General features: G+C 53.8%; 8 protein-coding genes. 4 read left to right on the top strand and 4 right to left on the bottom strand.

The window, feature by feature from the left end; translation table 11 throughout:
• The coding region (locus GX108_06375) for an argininosuccinate synthase (protein NLO56660.1) at positions 1 to 526 on the top strand (526 nt) is incomplete at its 5' end.
• Positions 527 to 541: 15 nt separating this feature from the next.
• Here GX108_06375 and GX108_06370 read toward each other — a convergent pair.
• Positions 542 to 829, bottom strand: coding sequence for an acylphosphatase (locus GX108_06370; protein NLO56659.1), 288 nt, complete (start codon positions 827 to 829; stop codon positions 542 to 544).
• An 18-nt stretch (positions 830 to 847) separates the two neighbouring features.
• On the opposite strand from GX108_06370, the gene GX108_06365 reads away from it, so the two are divergent.
• The 3 genes from GX108_06365 (at position 848) to GX108_06355 (ending at position 2,931) form a co-directional block, all read left to right on the top strand.
• The gene (locus tag GX108_06365) at positions 848 to 2,101 is read left to right on the top strand and encodes a hypothetical protein (protein ID NLO56658.1); all 1,254 of its coding nucleotides are present in this window, start codon (positions 848 to 850) and stop codon (positions 2,099 to 2,101) included.
• Between the two features lie 87 nt (positions 2,102 to 2,188).
• Positions 2,189 to 2,359: a hypothetical protein gene (locus GX108_06360; GenBank protein NLO56657.1), complete on the top strand. Its 171-nt coding sequence runs from the start codon at positions 2,189 to 2,191 to the stop codon at positions 2,357 to 2,359.
• A 290-nt stretch (positions 2,360 to 2,649) separates the two neighbouring features.
• The gene (locus tag GX108_06355) at positions 2,650 to 2,931 is read left to right on the top strand and encodes a hypothetical protein (GenBank protein ID NLO56656.1); all 282 of its coding nucleotides are present in this window, start codon (positions 2,650 to 2,652) and stop codon (positions 2,929 to 2,931) included.
• A 26-nt stretch (positions 2,932 to 2,957) separates the two neighbouring features.
• Here GX108_06355 and GX108_06350 read toward each other — a convergent pair whose 3' ends face one another.
• The 3 genes from GX108_06350 to GX108_06340 form a co-directional block, all read right to left on the bottom strand.
• Complete coding sequence (locus tag GX108_06350) at positions 2,958 to 3,980, bottom strand: ATP-binding cassette domain-containing protein (protein NLO56655.1); 1,023 nt, start codon at positions 3,978 to 3,980, stop codon at positions 2,958 to 2,960.
• On the bottom strand, positions 3,977 to 4,672 hold the full coding sequence (locus GX108_06345) for an ABC transporter permease (protein ID NLO56654.1): 696 nt from the start codon (positions 4,670 to 4,672) through the stop codon (positions 3,977 to 3,979). Before GX108_06345 ends, GX108_06350 begins: the two co-directional genes overlap by 4 nt.
• A 161-nt stretch (positions 4,673 to 4,833) precedes the next feature.
• Positions 4,834 to 5,168: tungsten ABC transporter substrate-binding protein (locus GX108_06340; protein NLO56653.1), on the bottom strand; the 335-nt coding region annotated here is incomplete at its 5' end.

Raw genomic sequence — 5,168 nt, 5'->3', positions numbered from 1 at the left:
CCTCATAGCTGAACTGAACAGGATCGCCGGAACCCACGGGGTAGGCAGGATCGACATGATCGAAGACAGGTTGGTGGGATTCAAAAGCAGGGAGGTTTACGAATGTCCCGCCACGGTTTGCCTCCTCCAGGCTCATCAGGCCCTTGAGAGCATGACGCTGACCAGGGATATAATCGCGGCAAAGGCCGACCTCTCGGCGAAATACGCGGAACTCACCTACATCGGCTTCTGGTTCTCGCCATTAAAAAAAGCCCTCGACGCTTTCTTTGATACCATCCAGGAGCACGTTTCAGGCACCGTCAGGGTGCGGCTCTTCAAGGGAGCATCGGTGGTGGTAGGCATAAGGGCGGAAAAATCCCTCTATGTAGAGACCATGGCTACCTATTCGGAGGGAGATGCCTTTGACCATGAAGCCGCTGCCGGTTTCATCAAGATATGGGGGCTCCCCGTCAAGCTTTGGAGGCAGGTCCACCCCGAATCCGAGGCAAAGGTTCCGGAACTGAAGATTGTCGGCGGATCAAAATGACCATTGCCCGGCTCGTTAGGGAGATCTCAGGATGAGGAATTCTGACGGGCCAGCATCGGGATTGCAGGGAACGGTCCTGACCTCCCTTACTACCGCGCCGGGTGGTCCGGCCTTCACCCATTCGATCATTTGATCCACCGAACCTGGAGAGCCTTGGAAAACCGCCTCGACACCCCCGTCGGGGCGGTTTTTTATCCATCCTGAAATATCCAGCGAGAGGGCGGCCTGTCTTGCTCTCCACCGGAAACCTACCCCCTGGACCGTCCCTGTTATAATGACCCTGACGCACTTTTTTCGGTGCATTAACCTGTCCCTCCGTGAGTGTATCAAGTTTATCATGGAGAGAAACGCGCTTACGAAGATGTACGTAGGAGAAGGAAGGTCAGCGAATTGAAAAAAGAGGTCCAGATAGAAGAGGTATTGGAAAGGGCAGGAAAGAAAGCCAAAATCAGGGTATCTGGGAGGGTTTTTCACCCCTCGGGAGGAGGACAGCCCGGCGACAGCGGTTACCTCGAAGGCGAGGGATTCAAGGCCGAAGTCACTGATTGCCACAACGCGGAGAGGGGTTTTGTCCTGGAGATTGTCCTCCAGGAAGGCGAGATACCCCTTGGACACCCAGTCACTGCCACCGTCGACGTGGAGAGAAACAGGCGCTTTTCAAGAATGCACACCGGTGAACATATTCTTTCCAGGGTGCTCGAGAACCAGTTGCCTGGACTTCAGGTGGAAAAAGTCTCCATAGGTGAAAAGGAGAGCACGGTGTTCATGACCTACGACGGCGATATCGACTGGGAAGTCCTCTTCAAGGCGGAAGAGTCGGCTAACGGGATTATCGCGGCGGACCTTCCGGTCAGCGTGAACAAGGTCTCGAGGGATAGGGCCGACAGTTTAAAGGGCGTCAAGATCAAATGGGACCGGATCGCCGAAAAGGAAGTGACCCTAGTCACCATTGGAGATTTCGACAGCATGGCCTGTTCGGGAAGCCATGTCAGTTCCACCGCCGAGGTAGGGGGTTTGATCATCACCGGCTTCAAAGGAGGCAGCGGTGAATGGGAGGCCAGGTTCACCGTTGACAGGGAGGAAAAACTCCGTGATTACAGCAGGATAACGAGGGTACTGTCCAGGGAGATCGGCTGTGAAGAAGAAGAGCTACCTTCGGTGGTCGCCAGGATCAGGGAGGAACGGAAGGAGGCTTCAAGGAGGCTGGACAAGGTCAGGAAGTACCTCGAGATTCCCTGGGAGGACATTGGCAGGGAGCCGGGAACGTTGTACTTCTTTGCGATAGAGAACTTCTCCCCCGAATTGGCCTCATCGGGGGTCAAAAAGAAGGTTGAAAGGGATAGCGGCAGCATTGTCGGCTTTCTCTCCCAGGAAGAAAGCGGGAAAGGAGTGTTCATCCTTGCGGCCGGAAAGGACGTCGAGGTTGACCTGAGGGTATTTCTCGAGGAAAGGAAGGAACTTCAGGCCAGGGGAGGGGGAGCCTTCAACTGGGTCCAGGGGAAGGCCGGGAACGGCTCGTCCTCCGAATGGAAAAGGGCCCTTCTTTCAATAGTTGACAAACAGTCAACAAAATGACATTATTGATCACATGGACGGAGAGGAGAGCACTCTCCCAAGTCAAACCCGGAGTGAACCCCAGGTTAGCAAAGGAAGGGATTATTCTTGAACATCAAAAAAGTGTCTTCAGGACTGGAAGGAAGCATCCAGCGAGAGGGGGATTTCCCCCCGGATTTATCGCTGGAAGTGGTTTTTGACGGCAACAGGACTCCCTTGAATATGAAGTTGAGAAAGAAAATCCTCCTTCACGATCTGGCCGGCAAAAGGGGAGCCTAAAAAGGAAGGGGGTGCGAATTTCCCTTTTTGTTATATAGTAGCCCTCAGGGTCTACTCCCCTGTGAAACCCGAGGAGGTACTCCATGCGCGTTCTTTTCTTTTTATCTATGAGCGGTGCGGCAATTACTTTCGCACTTTTTTACACCTGGTGTATTCAAAAGCCGGTCCTGACGGTTAACAGGTTCTTTCGGGGCGAAAACCGTCCCGGAGAGGCGCCCTTCGGCGAGGACACAACCCTTCCCCCGACAGTTCTCCCCCTGATTTGGTATCCTCTGAGGGTTGTGCTTTTTTTGGGGGAAACTTACATTCTGGCCGGGTGGGGTGCCTATTGCGTTCTCCGGGTTTTCGAAGCCATGGGGAAGGCAGGCGTGGAGAGAGGAATGGCTTTTCATCTCCCGGGCTTTGTCGCCTGCATCGGAGCCCTGGGATACCTGGCAAGAAAGGAACCAAGAAAAGATATCCTGACCATTATCCAGTCCTGCGTAGGGATGGGCAGCTATCTCGTCTTTGTCATGAACAGACCTGCGCTACTGACTTACTATCCCTGGTTGGTCAATTTTTTTTCGGGGTAGAATTCTCGGACCGACTCCCCTCTGCATCAGGCCCATCGGATGGAATTTGCTTTGAAAACTAGGATCACCATCGATCCTGGGACGATGCCAAGGCTGGAAAGGGATCCTTTGGTGATCCTTGAGGTAAGGATGGTGTCCTGAATATTCACCGTAACAAGAACGCTTTGTCCCTCATCCTCCAGGGTCATCCTCGTTACCCTTCCTCGCAAAATGTTCCTTGCCGAAGTCTCACCGGGATCGTTCAACGAAAGGATTATATCTCCCGGGTCAAGCAGTCCCGTGGAAGGGTCACTCCCTGGTTTACGATTTGCAGTGATGACCTGGCCGTCTTCAAGGTGTCTGCAGACGGTGCCATCACGGCACTGCTCCCAAGGTCCGGGGATTATATTCTCAATATTTCTCGACCGGATCTTGCCGGAGAACATGGAGATCACTTCATCGGAAGCGGAATAGGCCCAATCGATATCATGGCTGACAAGGATGATGGAGGTGCCTAGCTCTTGCCTGGCGTCGACAATGGCTCGTGCGATGATCCTGGCGCTATGGGAATCGATGCTGGCGGTGGGCTCATCCAGGATAAGGACTTCGGGTTTCAGCACCAGCCTCGAGGCCAAGGCAACCCTTTGAGATTCCCCTCCAGAGAGTTGGAACCAGAGCCTGCCGGCAAAATCCGTGGGGTCAAGACCGACCATATCGAGAGCCGTATTCACTTTGTGGGAAAGATTCCCCCTGGTCCCCCTGGCTTTAAGGCCGTAAGCCACGTTTTCAAATACGGTCCTTTTCAGAAGTTTTGTTTCCTGGAGAAGCAGGGTGGCCTCTCTTCTCAAATTCTCGTCGATGTCTTTTATGGGTTTCCCTTTGAACAGGAGGCTGCCGGCGAGGGGCCTTTCAAGAAAAGCCAATATTCTCAGCAGGGTGCTCTTCCCGCACCCGTTGGGCCCGGTTATACCTACGATGGAACCTTTTTCTATCTTCAGGTCGGAGATTTCCAGTACGGTTCGTCCGGCATAAGATTGAGTAATGTCCTTCAGTTCATAAATGTAAGTCAACTGGAGGCCCTCTTTCTTGCAATGGAAACGGCCCCATTAACGGCAAAGGCAATGGCCAGAAGGACAGTTCCCAATGCTATCCCTTCGGCGAACTGGCCCTTCCCCGTCTCGAGGGCGATCGCGGTAGTGATCGTGCGGGTTCTCCATTTGATGTTGCCACCGATCATCATGGAGACGCCCACCTCGGAGATGATCCTACTGTAGGCTGTCATTGCCGCAGCCAGGACGGCATATCGTCCCTCCCAAAGTGAACTGGCAGCAAGTTGGCTGGGGGAAGCCCCCAGCGTCATCAGGGTAAGCCTGGTGGTATCTTCCATCTGCTCCGTGGCGGAAGCAGTGAGGGACACTACCACGGGGAGCCCGAGGAAAAATTGGCCGATGACCACTCCCCGCAAGGTAAAAAGGAGGCCCAGGCCGCCGAAAGGCCCGCTTCTGGAGATGAAGGCATAAACGAGCAATCCTACGACAACGGTGGGGATTGCCATCAAGGTATCCGATACAGCTCTGCATGCGTGTTTCCCCGGGAAAGAATAGTATCCCAGGATGAAACCCAGCGGGATACCTACCGCCAGGGTGATAAGGATCGAAAAGGTCGATGCCTTCACCGTCGTGAATATGGCGTTGAAAGTCTCCTCATGTCCTGAATAAAGGATGATGAAAGCTGTTTTGAACCCTTCCGCCAGATAATTCATTGGTGCCTCCAGTTTATTTCTATCTCTCTATCTCTACTTGCCTGGAATAGCCATGTTGATGGCCCGGGGTCCATCTCCTGGATCCTTTCAAAAAGGAACCCCGCAAGATCCCCAGGGGGGTGGGGAAGATGCGGGGTCCCCTGCCGATTGGCACGGTAACACTACTTCGCGTTTGGGACAAACAGGGGTTTGCCCAGGAGGCTGAACTCTCCAATCATCTTTTGGACCTTGCGAGATCGCATCCAGTCGGAGAACTTCAGGGCTAGGTCATAGCGGAGATGATCACCCCTGACAGGGTTGACGGCGATAACGCTGTATTGGTTGAAGAGCGCTTCGTCGCCTTCGACCAGTATCACCAACGGGGGGTTGCCTTTGTAGTTGTCTTCGTACTTGATGAAAGTGCCCCGGTCGGTCAGGGTGTAGCCGTCCTTCTGGGCCTCAATGTTGATGATGTCGATCATGCCCTGGCCGGTGTGGATGTACCAGCTCTCTTTTT

The sequence above is a fragment of the Thermovirga sp. genome (assembly GCA_012523215.1).
GTDB lineage: Bacteria > Synergistota > Synergistia > Synergistales > Thermovirgaceae > 58-81.
Note: the sequence above shows the minus strand (reverse complement) of the source record. Positions and strands in the feature narration are given on the sequence as shown.

Coding starts and splice junctions, on each gene's coding strand:
- GX108_06345 (NLO56654.1), bottom strand. CDS start 4,672: ATGAATTATCTGGCGGAAGGGTTCAAAACAGCTTTCATCATCCTTTAT.
- GX108_06370 (NLO56659.1), bottom strand. CDS start 829: ATGCACCGAAAAAAGTGCGTCAGGGTCATTATAACAGGGACGGTCCAG.